This window comes from Syntrophales bacterium, from assembly GCA_035363115.1.
In the GTDB taxonomy this organism is placed as follows: domain Bacteria; phylum Desulfobacterota; class Syntrophia; order Syntrophales; family PHBD01; genus PHBD01.
In genome coordinates, this window is the sequence record DAOSEM010000012.1 from 73923 (window position 1) to 93794 (window position 19872).

The following is a 19872-nucleotide window of genomic DNA, read 5'->3' on the forward strand; positions in this document are numbered from 1 at the left end:
TGCCACATCACAGGATCATCCTGTAAAGTCAAAGGGAAAGGAGAGAATGATGAAACCTTTGAAAGGCGTGAAGGTAATCGATTTCACCAGTTCCATCTCGGGGCCGTACTGTGGCGCCCTTCTGGCGGACTACGGCGCAGAAGTCTACAAGCTGGAGCGGCCGGGCCGGGGAGAGGACTCGCGGCTGTTCCCCCCCCAGAAAGATGGCGTACCCCTGGGCTTCGTCAGCATCAACCGGGCCAAAAAAGGACTCTCGATCGACCTGAACAAGCCGGAGGGACAGGAGCTCTTCCGCAAGCTGGCCGCAAAAGTGGATGTTATCCTTGAGAATTACACCCCTGGCACGATGAAGCGCTGGAACATCGACTACGAGACCATCAAGGCCATCAACCCCAAGATCGTGTACTGCTCCATCTCCGGATTCGGCCAGTTCGGCCCCCTCTCCCCCCTGCCGGGTTACGACGCGGTCATCCAGGCCATGAGCGGCATGATGATGTCCACGGGCTTCCCCGACGGCGCCCCCACGAGAACCGGCAATGCCGCCGTGGATTACCTCAGCGGGACCTTCGGAGCCCTTGGAATCGTGATGGGCGTCCTCCAGGCCCGGACGACGGGCCAGGGCATGCACGTGGACGTCGCCATGCTCGACTGCGTCCTCAACACCCAGGACGTTCCGTTCCTCAGCCCGATGAACCTGGGCAAGGAAGTGCAGCGCTTCGGCAACCGCCTCGCCTACGTCACCCCCTTCGACACCTTCAAGACGAAGGACGGCTGGCTCATGATCGCCACGGCGAACAACAACAACTTCGGCGCCCTCGCCAAGGTGATGGGACGCGAGGACCTGATGGAAGACCCGAAATTCGCCGACAACTATCAGCGCTGCGTGAACGAGGCCGCGCTCCGGGAGATCATTGTCGGCTGGACGGTTCAGCATGGGACCATGGAACTGCTCGGCATGCTGATGAAAAACGGCGTGCCCTGCTCGCCCATCCAGAATGCGGGCGACATGCTGAAAAATCCGCATTCCGAGGCCCGCGGCCTGGTCGCGGAAGTGACCCACTCCAGCGGCCTCAAGGTGAAGGTCCCCGGTGTGGCCATCAAGATCGACGGCCAGATCCTCCCCGTCGAGGGAGCGTCCCCGGACGTCGGCCAGCACAATGCGGAAGTCTTCGGCGAGCTCTTGGGAATGGGAGAGGCGGAGCTTGCGCCTCTGAAAGAAAAGGGTATCATCTGACGGACGGAAGCACCCATGACGACCAATCGGCGGGAAAAGCGCTTTTGATTCCGGGCCGTAACGTCCGGCCGCCGCGGATGAAAGATCCCGCGGCGGTACCGGACCGCCGGCCCCGCCCGTCGTCGACCAATCCGCTTCCGTACAAGGAGGAAACCGATATGGCGGAGAAGACGCAGACCAAACGCGACACCATCCTGGAAGCCGCCGTCCGGGTCTTCGCCGAGAAGGGGTACTACTCCAGCCGGACCCTGGACATCTCGACGGAGGCCGGGGTGGCCTATGGCTCCCTCTACCACTACTTCTCCAGCAAGGACGACATCCTCCTTTCGATCTTCCGGGAGCGGTGGCAGGTGCTCCTCGAGAAGATGGCCGAGATCAATCAGGCCGTCTCCGATCCAAGCGAGAAAATCCTGGCCATCATCGACTTCATCTTCCGGAGCTATCAGCACAATTCGGACATGATGAAAGTGCTCATCATGGACGTGCCCCGCCACTCGCAGTTCTACTCGCCGGAAAACTGGAAAGTATACAACGCCTTCCTGAAAAACCTGGCGGACGTCTTCCGTGAGGGACAGGAGCAGGGCATTTACTGCAGGGAGATCTCACCCCTGATTGCATCCTATATAATTTACGGGGCCGTGGACATGACGATCCGTCAGTACGTCTACAACCCCGAATTCAACCATGAGGAATTCCCCATCGAACAGGCCAAGGAACAGATCGTTTCAGTAATCAAGCAGGGGCTTTCCAAGAGGGAGGTTTGAATGGGCCAGAACTTTTACAAGCGGGACGACCGGGATCTTCGGTTCGTCCTTTATGAGCAGCTGGGAATCGAGCGGCTCCTCGAGCTGGAGGCCTACCGGGATTTCACCCGGGAGGACTTCGACATGATTCTCTCGCAGGCGCAGAAGATCGCCGCCGACGTCATGGCGCCGACGTTCCAGGACGGGGACCGGGAGGGAGCCCGGTTCGAGGGCGGCCGGGTCACGGCACCCAAATCATTCCATGAAGTCTGGAAGGTGTTCCAGGAGGGCGGCTGGTTCGCCCTCGCCACGAAGCAGGATTTCGGCGGCCAGGGCCTCCCCCTGGTCATCGCCGAGGCGGCCCAGGAATTCTTCATGGCCGCCAATTTCGCCTTCGGCTGCTACGCCGGCATGGGACCCGGCAACGGGGCGATGATCGAGAAGTACGGAACGCCGGAGCTCAAGGACCGCTTCCTGTGGAAGATGTACGACGGGACGTGGAGCGGCTCCATGTGCCTCACCGAGCCGGCGGTCGGCTCCGACGCCCACATGGTCTCGACGAAGGCAACGCCGGACGGGGACCTGTACAGGATCCAGGGTACGAAGATCTTCATCACCTCCGGCGAGCACGACCTGGTGGAAAACATCATCCACCTCGTCATCGCCCGGATCGAGGGGGCCCCGGCGGGCGCCAAGGGCGTATCCCTCTTCGCGGTGCCCAAGATCTGGGTGAACGAGGACGGCTCCCTCGGAGAGCCCAACGACGTGTCCTGCATCGGCATCGAGCACAAGATGGGCCTCAACGGCTCGGCCACCTGCGTCATGAACTTCGGCGAGAACGGGAACTGCCGCGGCTACCTGATCGGCCAGGCCGGCATGGGCCTGGCCTACATGTTCGACATGGTGAACCTGGCCCGGATGGCCGTGGGCCTGGAGTCGGTGGCCTTCGGGACGAACATCTACGCCAACGTCCTGGCCTACGCCAGGGAGCGCATCCAGGGTGTGCCCTTCGGCAGGAAGGGAGAGCGGGTGCGGATCGTGGAGCACGCGGACGTCCGGCGGATGCTGATGAACATCAAGTCCATAACGGAAGGCATGCGGGCCCTGGTCTTCAAGGCCTACTACATGGAGGACCTGTCCAAGTCGGCGGCCACGGAAGAGGAGCGAAAGACCGCCCTGGGCAGGCTGGAGTTCCTGACACCCCTGGTGAAGGCCTACGGCTCCGACCGGATCTTCGAGCTGGGCCGGGAAGGCATCCAGATCCTCGGCGGCTACGGCTTCACCAAGGAGTACCCGGTAGAGCAGTACACCCGGGACTGCAAGATCCTCTCCATCTGGGACGGCACGAACTACATCCAGTCGGTGGACCTCATTGGCCGGAAGCTGAACATGGAAGGCGGAAAGGTCTTCCGGGACTGGATGGACGAAGTCATGGACCTGATCCGGAAGGGGCAGAAGGTGGGTGTTCTCTCCGGCGAATTCACCCTCCTGGAGGAGGCCCTCGAGACGGTCATGGAGCTGGCCCTGCTCTACGGCTCCTTCCTCAAGGAAGGGAACGTGGACCTGGTTCCCCTGACCTCCACCCGCTTCCTCGACTGTGTCGCCGAGGTCGCCATTGCCCATCTGCTCCTGGAGCAGGCCCTCATCGCCAGGGACAAGCTCCAGGCCGGGGACCTCAGTGAAGTGGACCGGGCCTTCTATGAAGGAAAAGCGCACACCGCGGCCTACTATGCAAACAACCTCCTCCCCCAGGTCTTCGGGCGGGCCCGCATCATCCGGCTCCGGGACGACTCGGCCGTCCGCATCCCGGAAGACAGCTTGTAGGAGGAAGAGGAAAAGGGATATAAAGGCCGATGCCCTTTATATCCCGGATAAGGGGAGACACCATTTCAAGAGAGGAGAAGTCATGGACAAGCTGTTTTTGGAAGATTACGCAGTTGGAGAAGTTCTGAAATCGCCCGCCCGCACCATCACCGAGACGGACATCACGTTCTTTGCCATGCTGACGGGGGACTGGCACCCCATTCATACCAACGTCGAGTTCGCCAAGAAGGCGTTTTTCGGCGAGCGGATCGCCCACGGCATGCTGAGCCTGTGCATCGGCAGCGCCCTCATCTTCCGGCTCGGCCAGTACGTCGCCCTGCCCAAGTCTTTCATCGCCTTTTACGGAATGGATTCGGTCCGGTTCACCGGCCCCGTCAAGATCGGGGACACGATCCACTGCGAAGTCACCGTGGATAAAATCGACATGAAGGACGACAAGACGGGCGTCATCGTCTCGAAGAACGCCATCAAGAACCAGCGGGGCGAAGATGTCGTGATCTATACGACGAGGGCCCTCTGCGGGAGAAAACCGAAAGGCTGAGCAGGGTACCTTGCAAGACCCGGGCTATCTTTTTAATCATCACCGCCGTTCGGTCCGCCGCCCCGGTCTTCTCGGGGCGCGGATCCGGGCGGGATCGACGGGATCGTCGCCGGCTGCGGGAGTCGGCGACGGAATCCTGATTTACCCCGACAAGGGCTTCTTCGCCGTCGGGGACGGATCCGACCGGAATCCCCGGGCGGTCCGGCGGATCATGGAAGGCTTCAATACGATCCTGGACGGGCTTCCGGATCTGCGGGCTGACCGGGTTCTCCGGGAGGACGAAGCGGCCATCCTCCGGGAACGTGTGCTCCTGGCTGCAGCAATGCTGATCCGGGATCTTTACCCGTCCGACGGCTGCACCTTTACGGGAGTCCTGCTCTTCCGGATGGAAACGGGCCTTCAGGGCCTGTTGTTTCACGCGGGCGACAGCCTGCTGTACCGGATCGACATGGAAAACGGCACGGTGCGGAGGCTGACGGAAAACAACTTCTGGTTCGTCGGCCGGGCCGACCGGTTTTCGCAGGTCGAGGAAATTTCCCTGGACGCCTCGTCCCGCCTGGTCTTCGCCACGGACGGCTTCGCCACCCTGCTCCCGTCGGGGGAGGACGACGCCGGGGAGCTCGGCGAGGTCTGCAGGCGGCATCCCGTGGAAGAGCTCCCGGACATCCTGTTCGAGCGGTACGACCGGCCCGGGCAGGTCCTGGACGATGCGGCGGTCCTCTGTCTTTCCCCCTCCGGAGGGACGGGCGACGGCCCCCCCTTCATCCTCGGGGGAACCAGCGCCGCGGAAGAGCAGCGGAGAACAAGGGATTTCGAGGGGCATCCTCCGGGAGACGGCTACACAATCCACGTTCCGGGCACCGGAGACGGCCACCCGGCCATATACTGAACGGAATCAAGAGGATTCCAGAAGCAAAAGGACAGATCCATGTACAACGACTATTTCGGTGAATCACACGACATGCTGAGGGACAGCGTCCGGCGGTTCGTCGCCCGGGAGATCGCGCCACACCTCGAAAAGTGGGAAGAGGAGGGGATCATCCCCCTGGAGCTGTACAAGAAGGCCGGGGACGCCGGTTTTATCGGGCTCGGCTATCCCGAGGAATACGGCGGAACGCCGGGAGACATCTTTCACCAGGTGGCCTACACGGAGGAGATCATGCGCTGCGGCGCCGTCGGCCTCCCGTCGAGCCTCGGCTCCAGCGCCATCGCCGTGCCCCCCATCCTGGCCCTGGGCACGGAAGAGCAAAAGCAGAAGTTTGTCCCCCCGGTCCTGGCGGGCGACAAGATCGCCGTCCTGGGCGTGACGGAGCCGAGCGGCGGCTCCGACGTGGCGAACCTCCTCACCCGGGCCGTCCGGAAAGGCGACAAGTACATCGTCAACGGCTCGAAGACCTTCATCACCAGCGGCAGCCGGGCGGACTATGTAACCACCGCCGTCCGGACCGGCGGACCGGGCCACGGCGGCATCAGCCTCCTCATCATCGAAAAGGGGACGCCCGGATTCACCTGCTCGAAGAAGCTCGAGAAGATGGGCTGGTGGTCCTCCGACACGGCGGAGCTGAGCTTCGACGACTGCGAGGTCCCGGCGGAGAACCTCCTGGGAGTCGAAAACAAGGGGTTTGTCGGGATCATGGTGAATTTCCAGAAGGAGCGCCTCTACCTCTCGGTGGAAGCCCACGCCGTGGCGGAGATGGCCCTCGAAGAATCGATCAAGTACGCCAAGGAGCGGATCGCCTTCGGCAAGCCCCTGACGGGCTTCCAGGTGACGCGCCACAAGCTCGCTGAGATGGCGACCCAGGTGGAGGCGGCCAAGCAGATGAGCTACAGCGTCGCCGCCCGGCTCGCCAACGGCCTGCCCGCCTACAAGGAGGCCTGCATGGCGAAGAACTTCGCCACGAAGGTCTGCGACCGGGTGGTCTACGACGCCGTCCAGATCCACGGCGGCTATGGCTACTGCCGGGAATACCTGGTGGAGCGGCTCTACCGCGACTCCCGCCTGTTCGCCATCGGCGGCGGGACGTACGAGATCATGAATGAAGTGATCAGCAAACAAATGGGTTTATAATGGGACGGGCTGTTGAAAAAGGGCTGTCTGCGGCGTTGCCCTGATCCCGTGCCACTCGACTCGTACAAGATTATGAATGAAGCGATCAGCAAGCAGATCAGTTTATGAACGAGAGAAAGGGCTGTTCAAAAATGCCCGGAGGCAAGGCCCCCGATATCCTGAACCATGAGTCGTACTTTTTCGGTACGTCGAATGGCGAAGGATGAGGGAAACGCAGCATACGGGTATTTTTCAACGGCCCGCGGAATTGTTCACATGGAGATGGATCTTCACATCCATACCAATAGATACTCCGGTTGCAGCAACCTGCCCCCGTCGGGCCTTCTCCGGAAGGCCCGGGAAGCGGGTCTGGACGGCATCGTCCTGACGGAGCACGGGATCCGCTGGTCCGACGACAACCTTCAGGAGCTCGTCGAAACCAGCGGCGTGAAGGACCTGCTCGTCCTGGCAGGCCAGGAGGTGGCCTGCTACACCCGGCGCGGGGAATTCCAGGGGGAATTTCTGCTGTTCGGATATCCCCGCAGCCTCGGATCGAGCCGTTCCCTGGAGACGATCCTCGAACTGGTTCACGGGGAGGGAGGCGTCGTCATCGCGGCCCACCCCTTCAAGAAAATCGTATCCTCCAACAGCGATTTCTACGGCGCCGGGTTCCGGGTCTACGACTACGACCTGGACGGACTGGAGGTGGCCCATCCCTCCTACGACCGCGAAAGCGCCACCCTGGCGGAGGAGGCTATGAAAAAGCGGAACCTGGCCGGCATCGGCTGCAGCGACGCCCATGACTTGAGGAGCGTCGGCCTCTGCCGGACGGTGTTTCCGGACCCCATCAGCGACATGGAGGGCCTCTGCGAAGCAATCCGGGCCCGCCGTGTCACCGCACGGTGCCTGAAGGCCGTGTAAAGCCATTCATCCCGTTTCTGGAAGCGATGTTCTTTGTGCCCACAGACATGACTGACCAGTCAATCTAAATAAGGAGGAGAAAGCATGTCGAAAGCGTTCAAAGCACCGCGGAACCGAGAAGAGATCATGGCCTGGATCGACAGTATTCCCCTGTACAAAGGGGACCAGCCGCTGGACCTCGCCTTCAAGAGCAGGGAGGAGATCCGGAGCGCCCAGGACGCCAACCTGGTCGCCCAGATGGAGAGGCTGGAGAAGCAGAGCCCCTTCTATCGGGAGAAGTTCAAGGAGTGGGGCGTCGATCCCCAGTCGATCAAGAGCGTCGACGACCTGGAAAAGATCCCCGTCACGAGCAAGGCCGACTACATGAAGGACCGGGGCGAATCCTTCAAGCTGGACATGGATTTCGCCAAGATCATGGATTACATCCTCTACGAGATCACGTACACCACCGGGACGACCACGGGGCTTCCCTCCCGTTTCTACAACACGACCTACGACATGTTCCTGCAGACCTGGATGTTCCGGATCGGCTGCAAGATCTGTTACCTCGAGCCCGACGACATCCTCATGAACCTCTTCCCGTTCCACTTCATTCCCCACATCGGATACTACAAGACGGTCCACTTCGCCTCCGCCGTGGGGATGACGATGTGCTGGGGCTTCACCGGCGCGCCCCTGCCCGGATTCCCCTACAGCATTCATCGCTCCATGCAGCAGGCCATCGAGGATATCGAGAAGAAGAAGGTCAACGCCCTCTCGGGGATCGCCTCCTACATCCGGCGGCTCATCATGACCGCGGAGGAGCAGGGGCGCGATCTCTCCCGGATCAACAAGATCCAGGCCCTGGGCGAGGCGGTGCCCAAGGGGATGCGGGACGACATGCGCAAGCGCCTCCAGAAGATGGGGGCCGGCGAGGTCTTCATCAGCAACGCCTTCGGGTTCACCGAGAGCCAGACGGCCTTCCAGGAGTGCGCGGAGCTGGGCGGGGCCCACTGCGGGGTGCCCCAGATGTACTATTTCGAGGCCGTGGACGAGAACGGGAAGCGCAAACCCGACGGGGAGCCGGGGCTCCTGTGCATCACCCACCTGGATCGCCGGGGCACCTGCCTGCTGCGCTATCTCGTGGGCGACATCGTCGCCATCACGAACGAGCCTTGCCCCATTTGCGGCCGCAACGACCAGCGGATCGTGACGACCGTGGGCAGCACCTACGGCACCCGGACCAGCGAGCTCATGAAGGTCAAGGGGACCCTCATCAACCCGGAGACCATGCGGGACGCCGTGGCCAACACGCCGGGCGTCATCGAGTACCAGTTCATCGTCACCAAGGAAAAGGCCGACGATCCCTACTCCATGGACCTCCTGATCCTGAAGGTCGGGGCCGACGAGGGCGTGGACAAGGCCAAAATGGAAGTGGAGCTGAAGGAAAAAGTCAAGCGGGCCGTGGAGCTGACACCGAAGGTGGAGTTCGTGCCGTTCGCGGAGATCTTCAATCCGGGCCAGACCCTGAAGGCCACCCGGATCGTCGACCAGCGGCCCAAGGAATAAAAGGCGACGCCATCGCCTCCCTTCCCCGACCGACGGGGGAAGCGGACGACCGGTTTCCGGCGCCACCGCTTCCCCTCGAGGCGCGGGGTACACGCGGGGGAAAGCGGATGGGAAAAGCGGCGCCGGCGGAAAAGATCCTTCCCGGCGGGCGGGTTGCTCCACAACAGGAGCGCCCGTCCGCACCGGGACGATAAGGGGAAACCAACCGACATCCATGCAGGGAGCCAGACAAAAGGAGGGCAAAACCATGGTGCTGGGAGATTTTCTCAAGAAATACGCTGCGGAACGTCCAAACCGGGAAGCCGTTGTCTTCCAGGACCGGCGATTTACGTTCCGGGATTATGACGAACAGACGGACCGCGTCGCCGCGGGGCTCCTCAGGCTCGGGGTCCGGAAGGGAGACCGGGTCGGCATCTACATCCCCAACTGGCCGGAAAATGTCTTTCTCTACCTCGGAGCGGCAAAGATCGGCGCCGTGGCGGTCCCCGTGAGCTGGCGCTTCACGCCCCAGGAGGTCCGCTTCGTCATCGATGACGCCGGGATCTCCGTCCTCGCCATGACGGCGGGATTCCTGGGATTGGACTTCCTGCAGAGCCTGGCCTCCGTCCGGAGCGAGCTCTCCACCCTCCGGCAGGTCGTGATCCTGGAGCGAGACAAGGCCGCGGCCGGAATGATTCCGTACGATGATTTCCTCTCCGATCCGGGACCGGATCTGACGAAGGCGAAATCGGCCGTACAGCCGGACGATCCGACCCTGTTCATCTACACGTCCGGAACCACCGGCGTGCCCAAGGCCTCTGTCCTGACCCACCGGAATCTGATCTCCTATACCGACGGCCAGATCGCCAGCACCGGCTTCTCCGGAGACCACCGGCTCCTCCTGAACATCCCGCTGAACCACGTCGGCGGCGCCGTCATGGCCGTCATCGCCTGTCTGAACGCGGGCAATACCCTCGTCATGATGGACATGTTCAACCCCGAGGAGACCCTCAAGATCATTGAAAAGGAGAAGATCACCGTCATCGGCCAGGTGCCGGCCCAGTACGCCCTGGAGCTCCTGAACCCGAACGTGGAGAAATACAGCCTGCAGTCCATCCAGGTGGCCATCGTCTCCAGCCAGCCCTGCCCGTCGGAGCTGATCCTGGCGATCCGGGGAAAGATGGGCGTCATGCCCCGGAATGCTTACGGGCTCACCGAGGTAAGCGGCGCCGTCACCTTCACCCACCCGGACCACGGCGAGGAGAAGCTGAAATACGCCGTCGGCCGGGCCATCCCGGGGGTGGACCTCGTCATCATGGACGAGCGGAACACCATCCTCTCCCGGGGCGAGGTGGGCGAGATCGCCATCAAGGGCGATCCCGTCATGAAGGGCTACTGGAGGCGTCCCGACGAGGACCGGCGGGTATTCGACGACAAGGGATACTTCCACACAGGCGACATGGGCCGCATCGAAGAGGACGGCTCCCTCGTCATCGTGGGCCGGAAGAAGGAAATGTTCATCCGCGGAGGTGAGAACGTCTACCCGCCGGAGGTGGAGGAGGCCCTGGCGAAGCATCCCGACGTCCTGATGAGCGCCGTCGTCGGGAGGCCCGATCCCGTCATGGGCGAGGTGGGCCGCGCCTACATCATGCCGAAGCCGGGGACGAACCCGACGGCCGAGGGCATCCGGGAGTTCCTCAAGGACAGGCTGGCGAACTACAAGATCCCCGAGGACGTCATTTTCCGGGCCCAGCTCCCCCTCACCCTGCTGGGCAAGGTGAAGAAGCTCGACCTCTACGAAGAAATCAAAAAGGAGTTTAAAAAGCCGGCCTGATCCACAAAAAACGAGATTTTTGCGCCATTCTTCTTGGATGAAAGGGAGGGAAGGACCGGTCTCCACCCCTCCGGAGCCGCCTTCCGCCCTTCATCCGCAGGGGGCGCCTGAAACAGCCCGTTCCACCCGAGCGGACGGGAACGGATAACCAAAGAAAGGAGTCATCATCATGGAAGTAAAAAATTTCACCGTTCTGGGAGCCGGAACCATGGGCCACGGCATCGCCCAGGCCGCCGTCCAGGCGGGTTTTGACGCAGTCCTCTACGATGTCAGCACGGAGTTCGTCGAGAAGGGAGCCGCCCGGATCCAGAAGAGCCTCGCCAAGCGGGTCGCAAAGGGGAAACTGGCGGAAGACCAGATGAAGGCCATCCTGGGCCGCCTGAAAACCTCCACGGACCTGGCAGAGGCCGTGAAGGATGCCGACTTCGTCGTCGAGGCCGTCCCGGAGAACCTGGACCTGAAGAAGAAGATCTTCGCGGAGCTGGATAAACTCTGCAAGCCCGAAACGATCCTGGCCACAAACACCTCCGTCCTGTCGGTCACGGCCGTCGCGGGGGCGACCAACCGGAAGGACCAGGTCGTGGGAACCCACTTCTTCAATCCCGCCGCGGTGATGAAGCTCGTCGAGATCATCTGCCCTGTCGGCGTGGCGGACAAGACCGTGGAGATCGCCATGGATACGATGAAGCGCCTGGGAAAGACCCCGATCAAGGTCAAGGACACACCCGGGTTCATCGTGAACCGCCTGCTGGGCCCCCTTTACATGACGGCCGCCCAGATGGTCCTCGAGGGGACCGCCACGGCGGAGGACATCGACACGGCCATGAAGCTGGGTGCGGGACACCCCATGGGGCCCTGCGAGCTGGCTGACTTCGGTGGCTTCGACGTCATCCAGATGGCCCAGGATTCGGTCTTCGAGTACACCCATTCCGAGGCGGACAAGCTGAACATCCTGTACCGCAAGATGATCGAGGCCGGCCGCCTGGGATTCAAGAACGGCAAGGGCTTCTATGACTACCTGCCGGACGGGACGAAGAAACCCTTCAAGGTTTTCTGAACCGGATCCGTCCCGTTCCACGGGCAAGACGGACGCTTCCCCGGGACCGTTGCCGGAACGGATGAAGGCGATCTATCAAACAAGGAAAGAAAGGATCATTCCATGGAGTACAAAGACATCATTGTAACGAAGGACGGGGCCGTGGCGACGATCGCCATCAACCGGCCGGAAGTGCTCAACGCCATCCGGGACAACACCATGTTCGAGATCCAGGATGCGTTGAACGGAATCGAGAAGGACGACGCCATCCGAGTGGTTGTGCTTACCGGCACAGGCGACAAGGCCTTCGTCGCGGGAGGAGACATCTCCATCATGGCCAAGGGAGCCGGCTACCTGGACGTCATCCACGGCCTCCCGGCGGGGCAGCAGATCACCTGGAACATCGAACACTTCCAGAAACCCGTCATCGCCCGGATCAACGGCATCGCCCTGGGCGGAGGAACGGAGCTGGCCCTGTGCTGCGACATCCGCGTCGCCGCCGACACGGCCATCATGGGCGTTCCGGAGATCAACCTGGGCATCATCCCCGGCTACGGCGGAACCCAGCGCCTCGCCCGGACCTGCGGCGTGGGCATGGCCAAGAAGCTGGTCCTGACAGGCGAGCACATCAAGGCCGAGGAGGCCTACCGTATCGGCCTGGTGGACATGCTGGTCCCGAAGGCGGAACTGGACGACGCCGTGGCAAAGCTGGCGAAGCGCATTGCCTCCAAAAGCCCCATCGCCCTGGCCATGGGCAAGGAAGCCATCAATATGGGCATCCAGGCGGATCTTCGGACAGGACTTTCCATTGAGGCGCGCTGCTTCTGCATGTGTTTCGGGTCACAGGACCGCGTCGAGGGCATGAACGCCTTCCTGGAGAAGAGGAAGCCCGCCTTCACGGGCAAGTAAGGAGGTTTGGACATGAGAGAAGTATACATCGTCGACGGCGTCCGGACGCCCATCGGCCGGATGGGCGGCGCCCTCTCCGGGTTCCGCCCCGAGGAACTGGCCGCCTTCGCCCTCAAGGGGCTCATCGAAAAAACGAAGATCGACCCGGCCATCGTGGAGGACGTCCTCATCGGCCACGCCTGCACGAACAACGCCGCCGTCAACATCGGCCGCTGGGCGGTCCTGAAGGCGGGATTCCCCGTCACCGTAACAGCCCAGACGGTGGAGCGGCAGTGCGGCTCAGCCCTGCAGACCGTCAATTCCGCCGCCATGGCCATCCTGGCGGGCTTCGGCGACACCTACATCGCCGGCGGGTGTGAAAGCTGGAGCAACGCGCCGTACCTGATGGAGCGCCAGAAGGTCCCCTTCTCCCTGGCGCCCAACGCCTTCATCACCAAGGAAGTGGGCCCGACGCCGGAGACGAACGCCCCCATGGGAATCGTGGCGGAGATCCTGGCGGAGGAGTGGGGCGTCTCCCGGGAGGAGCAGGATGCATTCGGCCTGAGGAGCCAGACTCTGGCGATCAAGGCCATCGAGGCGGGGTATTTCAAGGAAGAGATCGTACCCGTCACGATCCCCCAGCGGAAGGGCGATCCCGTCATCTTCGACCGGGACGAGCATCCCCGGGCGACGACGCTGGAGAAGCTGGCATCGCTCAAGCCGGTCTTCAAGAAAGGCGGTACCGTCACCGCCGGGAGCTCCTCGGGCATGAACGACGGGGGCGTGGCCCTCCTTCTCATGGCTAAGGAAAAATGCGAATCCCTGGGGCTCAAGCCCCTGGGCCGCTTCGTTACCTGTGCCCTGGCCGGCGTGGAGCCCAAGTACATGGGGATCGGACCGGCCTATGCCATTCCGAAGGCCCTGGACCGGGCCGGCTTGAAACTGGCGGACATGGACATCGTGGAATGCAACGAGGCCTTCGCCTCCCAGACCCTGGCCGTGATGAAGGAGCTGAAGAAAAACGGCCATGCCGTCGACCCGGAAAAGTGGAACCCCTACGGGGGCGCCATCGCCTTCGGACACCCCAACGGCATGAGCGGCGGCCGCCTGAGCCTGGCGGTTCTCCATCACCTGCAGAGGACCGGCGGGCGCTACGGGCTGGCCACCCTCTGCATCGGCGGAGGCCAGGGAATCGCGACGATTTTCGAGCGGCTATAGAGAAAGACCATCCATCTTTTCCCCCGGTGCGCCCGTGAACGCGCGCGCACCGGGGCATCTTTGCACGACCGGCGTTCCGGCGCCGTCTCCGCCGCTCCGGCAGAGACACGGCAGGCCGCCGGTGAAGGAGGCAGGCATGACCGAACGAGTCGCCATTGTGGGCGTGGCCCAGACCCGCTTCGCGCCGAAGCGGTCCGACGTCAACTACGGAGAGATGGCCTACGAGGCCATCTCCCAGGTTCTCAAGGACACGGGACTGGCCCTGCCCGGGGACATAGACAGCGCCATCAGCTGTTCTCACGACATCTGGGACGGCCAGACCATCTCGGACATCGGCATCACCGACGTCATCGGCGGACATCTCCGGGCGGAGGAAAAGATGGCCATGGACGGCTCGACGGCCGTCTTCTACGGGGCCGTCGGAATTCTCTCCGGGGAATATTCCTGTACGCTGATCATGGCCCACACCAAGATGTCCCAGACCAACCGCAACATCGTCAACAACGTCGCTTTCGACCCCATCTACACAAGGATGCTCGGATTCGACTTCACCTCCGCCGCGGCCCTCCAGGCCCGGCGATACATGTACAAGTACGGCATCACACGGGAGGACGCGGCCCGGGTCGTCGTGAAGAACCTGGCCAACGCGAAGCTCAATCCTTTTGCCTCGCAGTCCGGCGACCTTACCGTCGCGGACGTCCTCTCCTCTCCCGCCGTGGCCCCGCCGCTGCACAAGCTCGACATCGCGCCGGACACCGACGGAGCGGTAGCCCTGATCCTCGCCTCGGAGGAGAAGGCCCGGAAGATCACCGACAAGCCCGTCTGGATTCTCGGTATCGGGACCTGTTACGACGCCCATTACCTGGGCGACCGGGACCTGGCGGACAATTTCGCCCTGGAAAAGGCCGCTGGCCGCGCCTACGCCATGGCCGGCATCAAGAATCCCCGGCGTTCGGTGGATCTGGCGGAAGTGGGCGACGAGTTCTCCTACCAGGAACTGCTCTGGCTGGAAGGACTCGGCCTCTGCGACCGCGGGGATGCCGGGCGGTTCACCGCCTCCGGGGCTACCGCCATTGGCGGGAAGCTTCCGGTCAATGCCTCGGGAGGTCTCCTGTCGGGGGTTCCCGCCAACGTGGCGGGACTGAACCGGGTGGCGGAAGCGGTTCTCCAGCTCCGCGGAGAAGCGGGAGAGCGCCAGGTTAAAGGTGCGAACATCGCTGTCGCCCAGGGACACACGGGGTTCTGCGGCCAGCACCAGTGCGTCGTCGTACTCGGCAACTGAAGGACGGAGGTAAGCCATGAAACGAAATGTAGCCATCATCGGCGGCGGCCAGACCTGCCATGCAGCGCGCCGCCACGATGTGGACCAGGCGGAAATGGTCAATGAGGCGGTCCGCGCCGCGCTGAAGGACGCCCGCATGACCATGGACGAGATCGACCTGGTCATCCTGGGTAATATGGAGTTCTTCGAAGGCGTCCACCTGACGGACTGCTGGCTTGTTCACGGGACGGGAGCCTACGGGAAACAGGGCGTCAAGATCACCACGGGCGGGACCGTGGGCGCCACGGCCGTCTGCGCCGGGGCCCATCACGTGGCCAGCGGCCTTTTCGACAAGGTCCTCTGCATCGGCTTTGAAAAACAGGAGGAAGGCGATACGGGGGCCATCCTGAGCGGCGTCGCCAATCCCCTCTGGGGCCGCTCCATGGCCGGTGCGGCCGTGGGCTACTTCGCCATGATGGGATCCTCCTACATCGCCAACTGGGGCGCCACGGAAGAGCATTCCGCCATGGTGGCCGTCAAGGCCCGGCAGAATGCACGGAAGAACAAGTATGCCCACCTGAAACTCGACATCACCATCGAGGACGCCCTCAACTCCCGGATGCTGGCCTGGCCCATCCGGATGCTTGACATGTGCCCCGCCTCCAACGGCGCCTGTGCCATGATCCTGGCGGACGAGAAGACGGCAAAAGCCCGCTGCAAAAAACCCGTCTGGATCCGGGCCATGGAAACGGCCCACAACGAGCAGTTCGAGCTCGATTGGCGGGACGTGAAGACGGAGCGCCTGATCTTCTCGAGGGCCGCTGCCGGCCGCCTCTACCGGAAGCTCGGTGTGGACGACCCGGCGAAGTACTTCGATGTCTTCGAGATCTACGAGCCGGCGACCTGGGCGGAGCTGATCTGGTACGAGGACCTGGGCCTCTGCGGACCCGGCGAGGGATTCCGGCTCATCGAGCAGGGCAAGACGAACATCGACGGACCGATTCCCGTCAATCCCTCCGGCGGCGTCCTGTCGACGAACTGCATCGGCGCGTCCGCCATGCTCCGCGTCTGGGAGGCGGCCCTGCAGATCCGGGGAGACGCCGGGGAGCATCAGGTGCCCAGGGACGTGCGCCGGGCCATGACGACGGCCTACGGCGGCACGAACTGGACGGTCATGACCGCCCTGTCCAAGACGCTGGAAGATTAAGGAGGATACCATGGCGACAAAAGACAAAGAATGGATCTCCATCCCCATGACGGTGGATGTGCCATACCGATTCGCGGCGGGGGGGTACCTGACCAAGTGCCTGACGGAGCTCCGGGACAATGGAAAGATTTTCGCAGTCGAGTGCCCGAAGTGCAAGCGGGTTCAGCTGCCGCCGCGGGTCGTCTGCGCGGAATGCCACGTGAAAAATGAAAAGTGGGTCGAGCTGCCCCACGAGGGGACCCTGATGAACTTCACCATCATGTACCTTCCCCTGACGGACCCCACCACCGGCAAGCCCCATGAGCCTCCCTTCGTCTACGGCTCCGTCCGGCTGGACGGCGCCACGTCGGTCCTGGACCACATGGTGGAGGTCGAGCCCGACATGGACAAGGTCTGGGTGGGCATGCGCTGCCGGCTGGTCCTCCGCCCAAAGGAAGAGCGGATCGGTGACCTGAGCGACATCCGCTACATCGAGCCCCTGCCGGGGCAGAAGAAGCCCCAACCGAAATCGCGATGAAGGGGAGGAATGACAAGATGGAAAACAAGACGGAATACAAACCCTTCGAAGTGGACCAGCACCTGACGGCCCATGGAAACTACTGGGCAGGCAAGGCGGGGAGCCGTTTTTTCACATCCCTCCGGGACCGGAAAAAGCTTCTCGGGTCGCCCTGCAAGGCCTGCAACAAGGTCTTCTGGCCCCCCCGGTCCGTGTGCACGTTCTGCTTCGGCGAGTTGAAGGACATGGTCGAGATCGGCCCCCTGGGGACCGTGGAGACCTTCACCCTCGTGACCTACGCCGAGCCGATCCAGCCGCGGACGGCGCCGTTCATCTATGCGGTCATCCGGCTCGACGGCGCCGACACGGGCATGGCTCATTTCCTCGACGAGGTCGAGTTCGGCAATGTCCACATCGGCATGCGGGTTCAGCCCGTGTTCGCGAAAGACCGCAAGGGGAACATCCTCGACATTCAATACTTCAAACCCCTCTGAGAAACGGAGAGAAGACCATGGAAGAAAAAGAAAAGCGGTGTTTCCTGGCGTCCTTCGACGGCGTTCCCGGAGCGGAGCGGAATCCCGCGAACTATCAGCGCCGGGACGATGCCAGCCACATCTACACGGAAGGCGACTACTATGAATGGTGGTACGTGGACTGCTCCTTCGACAACGGCTACCACATGGTGCTCACGTACCACTACCGGAACCAGTTCATGAACCCCATCATTCCCACCACCCAGCTGATGATCTACCGGCCCGACGGCACGCAGACGGCGCGCTACGCCGTGTGGAAGCCCGAAGAGACCTATGCCGGTCCCGACTGGTGCGACGTCCGCATGGGCGACAGCTGGCTCAAGGACCTGGGCGGCGGCCGCTACGAGCTGTCCATGATCATCAACAAGATAGGCGCAAGGCTCGTTCTCAAGAACGTCGTCCCCGGCTGGAAGCTGGGAACGGGATTCAACTACAAGAACGAGGAGACGGGGAAGGTGGCCGGCTGGGTCGTTCCCGTTCCCTACGCGGAGGTCGAGGGCGAGCTGTACATGAAGGAAGGGACGATCCCCGTGAAGGGGGCCGCCTACCACGACCACAACTGGGGGAACGCCCGGATGCACGAGATCTGCTCGTCCTGGTACTGGGGCCGCGTCCACAACGGCGACTACTGCCTCGACTACGGGTGGGTGCTGCCGCGGGACCCCGAGGCTCCCGTCTTCGCGCCCCTGCTCATCGCCCGGGGCAATGAGATCGTTCTCTCAACGAACATCATGCACACGGAGCTCGGGAACTTCACGAAGGATCCCAAGATCGGGCAGGAGTACGCAAAGAGTCTCGTGATCACAACGGACAACCTGGGCGTGAAGATGAAACTGGCCATCGACACGACCCGTCTCGTGGAGACGATGCAGCTTCCCAAGGCGGCCGCCTGGGACCAGTATTATTTCCGGTTCCTCGGCGACTATACGATGGATATCGAGATCGACGGAAAGAAGGACTCCGTCAAGGGGGAGCTGCTCCACGAATTCATGGTCCTGTAACAAGCCATACCGCATAGAAAGGAAAAGAAAGTCATGACATCCGCAAAGAAATACGACGCCATCGTGATCGGCGCAGGGGTCGGAGGGCTCTCCGTGGCCACCCTGCTCGCCAAGGAAGGCAAAAAGGTCCTCGTTCTCGAGCAGCTCGACCGGCCGGGGGGACGGGCCCTCTCCATCCAGGGGAAGGAAATCGCCGACAAGGGGCTCGACTGGTACAAAAAGGTCCTGGCCTCCCAGTTCACCTACATCGCGGACTCCGATCCGGCGATCGAGAAGATCCTGGCGGACCGCATGCTCGACGGCTACACCCTCGACATCGGCTATCACGCCATCAGCGCCAACGGGGCCGGCTACATGCTGGACTTCGAGGACCTGATCGGGGGGCTCCCCGAGGTGGCAAAACACGGGGCCATGTACGGAAACTACTTCAAGGGAACACTCTACCGCGACGTCGCCGGGACCTTCGTCGATCCACAGCTCAAGAAGATCGGCAAGGAGATGAAAATCCCCTTCCTGGCCTTCTATTACGAGGCCTACGGCCTCCCGGAAGAGGAAATCGACCGCCTGGAGAAGGTCTCCTTCCAGCAATGGGCCGAGGAAAAAGGCATCACGAAAAGCGACATCCTCTTCGACCACCTGCACTCCGTGGGGACCCTCTTCTCAACGATCAACGACCCGAAGGACATCTCCATGGGGGACATCTTCCGCTACTTCAAGCACGCTTTCGGCCCCAAGCTGACCCGGAACGTCCTGGGCTGGGTCGGCGGGTTCGTCGGCAACGGCACCATGGAGTGGTCCAAGGCCATCGTTGAGAAGCTCAAGGGGTTCGGCGGCGAGATCCGCTACCAGTCCAAGGTCCTCGAGATCAAGGTGGACGGCGGCAAGGTAACCGGCGTCCGGGTCGAGACCCCCGCCGGGGAAGAGACGTTCCTGGCCGACACGGTGGTCAGCAACATCCCCGCCCAGCACACCTTCAAGGTCATCGACCGGAAGTACTTCCCCGAGGCCTGGTCGACGAAGGTCGAGTCCATGTACGGATACGGCAGCTACGCCCCCTACATGGGTCTCAACAAGCTCGTCATGCCCGAGGAAGAGGCGAAGATGGGCCTCAAGAACACCTGCATCCTTCCGAAATCGGAGGGCTTCGACTACGACGTGTACATCTGCTGGAACATCCAGTCCGCCGTGGATCCGTCCGTGGCGCCGGCCGGGAAATACCTGTACACGGCCTACCTGCCCCTGACGGAGAAGGAGTCCCGGAATCCGGAACTGGTGAAGAAGATCGTCGCACGGCTTCCGGAGTTCATGGAGGAGATCTACCCCGGCTTCAAAAAGAGCATCGACTGGAAGCTCGACCTGGTCTGCTGGAAGCTGGAAGGCGTCGCCAAGAGCATCAACCAGGCGGGGACCCAGAAGGTGCCCGTCCGGTCAGAGCACGTAAAGGGTCTCTTCTTCGCCGGCGATACCGCCAAGGGCTACGGCGTGGCCATGGACTGCGCCATCGCCTCGGGCGTGATCTGTGCGGGGGAGATTCTGGGCAAGGACTTCGGCATCCGTTGAG

Annotated in this window: 18 protein-coding genes; all 18 read left to right on the plus strand. The window is 62.5% G+C overall.

The features are described 5' to 3' along the window. Window positions 1-49: 49 nt before the first annotated feature. The 18 genes from PLO63_17070 (at window position 50) to PLO63_17155 (ending at window position 19871) form a co-directional block, all read left to right on the plus strand. Window positions 50-1234 carry a CaiB/BaiF CoA-transferase family protein gene (locus PLO63_17070; protein HOI75854.1) on the plus strand — a complete coding sequence of 395 codons (1185 nt, stop codon included), beginning with the start codon at window positions 50-52 and terminating at the stop codon, window positions 1232-1234. A 158-nt stretch (window positions 1235-1392) separates the two neighbouring features. Beyond that, window positions 1393-1998 carry a TetR/AcrR family transcriptional regulator gene (locus tag PLO63_17075; GenBank protein HOI75855.1) on the plus strand — a complete coding sequence of 202 codons (606 nt, stop codon included), beginning with the start codon at window positions 1393-1395 and terminating at the stop codon, window positions 1996-1998. Then, the gene (locus PLO63_17080; GenBank protein ID HOI75856.1) at window positions 1999-3801 is read left to right on the plus strand and encodes an acyl-CoA dehydrogenase; all 1803 of its coding nucleotides are present in this window, start codon (window positions 1999-2001) and stop codon (window positions 3799-3801) included. It begins immediately after the preceding gene. Between the two features lie 82 nt (window positions 3802-3883). After that, on the plus strand, window positions 3884-4342 hold the full coding sequence (locus tag PLO63_17085) for a MaoC/PaaZ C-terminal domain-containing protein (protein HOI75857.1): 459 nt from the start codon (window positions 3884-3886) through the stop codon (window positions 4340-4342). Between the two features lie 10 nt (window positions 4343-4352). Continuing rightward, on the plus strand, window positions 4353-5231 hold the full coding sequence (locus PLO63_17090; GenBank protein HOI75858.1) for a SpoIIE family protein phosphatase: 879 nt from the start codon (window positions 4353-4355) through the stop codon (window positions 5229-5231). A 39-nt stretch (window positions 5232-5270) separates the two neighbouring features. Next, on the plus strand, window positions 5271-6410 hold the full coding sequence (locus tag PLO63_17095) for an acyl-CoA dehydrogenase family protein (GenBank protein HOI75859.1): 1140 nt from the start codon (window positions 5271-5273) through the stop codon (window positions 6408-6410). A 255-nt stretch (window positions 6411-6665) separates the two neighbouring features. Then, window positions 6666-7310, plus strand: coding sequence for a PHP domain-containing protein (locus PLO63_17100; protein ID HOI75860.1), 645 nt, complete (start codon window positions 6666-6668; stop codon window positions 7308-7310). 84 nt (window positions 7311-7394) lie between these two features. Next, window positions 7395-8858 (plus strand): AMP-binding protein, encoded by a 1464-nt coding sequence (locus tag PLO63_17105; GenBank protein HOI75861.1) that lies wholly within the window; start codon window positions 7395-7397, stop codon window positions 8856-8858. 247 nt (window positions 8859-9105) lie between these two features. After that, window positions 9106-10671 carry a class I adenylate-forming enzyme family protein gene (locus PLO63_17110; GenBank protein HOI75862.1) on the plus strand — a complete coding sequence of 522 codons (1566 nt, stop codon included), beginning with the start codon at window positions 9106-9108 and terminating at the stop codon, window positions 10669-10671. A 169-nt stretch (window positions 10672-10840) separates the two neighbouring features. After that, window positions 10841-11728 carry a 3-hydroxyacyl-CoA dehydrogenase family protein gene (locus PLO63_17115; GenBank protein ID HOI75863.1) on the plus strand — a complete coding sequence of 296 codons (888 nt, stop codon included), beginning with the start codon at window positions 10841-10843 and terminating at the stop codon, window positions 11726-11728. A 102-nt stretch (window positions 11729-11830) separates the two neighbouring features. Further along, complete coding sequence (locus PLO63_17120) at window positions 11831-12616, plus strand: enoyl-CoA hydratase-related protein (GenBank protein HOI75864.1); 786 nt, start codon at window positions 11831-11833, stop codon at window positions 12614-12616. A gap of 12 nt (window positions 12617-12628) precedes the next feature. Then, complete coding sequence (locus PLO63_17125; GenBank protein ID HOI75865.1) at window positions 12629-13813, plus strand: thiolase family protein; 1185 nt, start codon at window positions 12629-12631, stop codon at window positions 13811-13813. Window positions 13814-13949: 136 nt separating this feature from the next. Beyond that, window positions 13950-15095 carry a hypothetical protein gene (locus PLO63_17130; GenBank protein ID HOI75866.1) on the plus strand — a complete coding sequence of 382 codons (1146 nt, stop codon included), beginning with the start codon at window positions 13950-13952 and terminating at the stop codon, window positions 15093-15095. A 16-nt stretch (window positions 15096-15111) separates the two neighbouring features. After that, on the plus strand, window positions 15112-16281 hold the full coding sequence (locus PLO63_17135; GenBank protein ID HOI75867.1) for a hypothetical protein: 1170 nt from the start codon (window positions 15112-15114) through the stop codon (window positions 16279-16281). Window positions 16282-16291: 10 nt separating this feature from the next. Further along, entirely contained in the window at window positions 16292-16798 is a 507-nt protein-coding gene (locus tag PLO63_17140; GenBank protein HOI75868.1) for a Zn-ribbon domain-containing OB-fold protein, read from the plus strand. 17 nt (window positions 16799-16815) lie between these two features. Next, window positions 16816-17271 (plus strand): Zn-ribbon domain-containing OB-fold protein, encoded by a 456-nt coding sequence (locus tag PLO63_17145; GenBank protein HOI75869.1) that lies wholly within the window; start codon window positions 16816-16818, stop codon window positions 17269-17271. Between the two features lie 17 nt (window positions 17272-17288). Further along, entirely contained in the window at window positions 17289-18311 is a 1023-nt protein-coding gene (locus PLO63_17150) for a hypothetical protein (protein ID HOI75870.1), read from the plus strand. A gap of 33 nt (window positions 18312-18344) precedes the next feature. Continuing rightward, window positions 18345-19871: an NAD(P)/FAD-dependent oxidoreductase gene (locus PLO63_17155; GenBank protein ID HOI75871.1), complete on the plus strand. Its 1527-nt coding sequence runs from the start codon at window positions 18345-18347 to the stop codon at window positions 19869-19871. Window position 19872: the final 1 nt, after the last annotated feature.